At 64.5% G+C, this 256-nt stretch carries 1 pseudogene; it reads left to right on the plus strand.

Annotation, left to right across the window (positions count from 1 at the left end):
• Positions 1-256, plus strand: a pseudogene (locus SB725_RS32435) (isocitrate lyase); the annotation flags it as partial.

Genomic DNA, 256 nt, shown 5'->3' on the forward strand with positions numbered 1-256 from the left:
GGGCGACCAGTACAACTCCTTCCTCGACTGCGAAGAGCTGTCGGCCGACCAGCTCGGCAACGGTGACGTCGTCATCAAGCGCGACGGCAAGCTGCTGCGTCCGAAGCGCCTGCCGAGCAACCTGTTCCAGTTCCGCTCGGGCACCGGCGAAGCGCGTTGCGTCCTGGATTGCATCACGTCGCTGCAGAACGGCGCCGACCTGCTGTGGATCGAAACCGAAAAGCCGCATATCGCGCAGATCGGCGGCATGGTCAGC

This window comes from Pseudomonas sp. SIMBA_041 (assembly GCF_046535095.1).
In the GTDB taxonomy this organism is placed as follows: Bacteria; Pseudomonadota; Gammaproteobacteria; order Pseudomonadales; family Pseudomonadaceae; genus Aquipseudomonas; species Aquipseudomonas mucoides.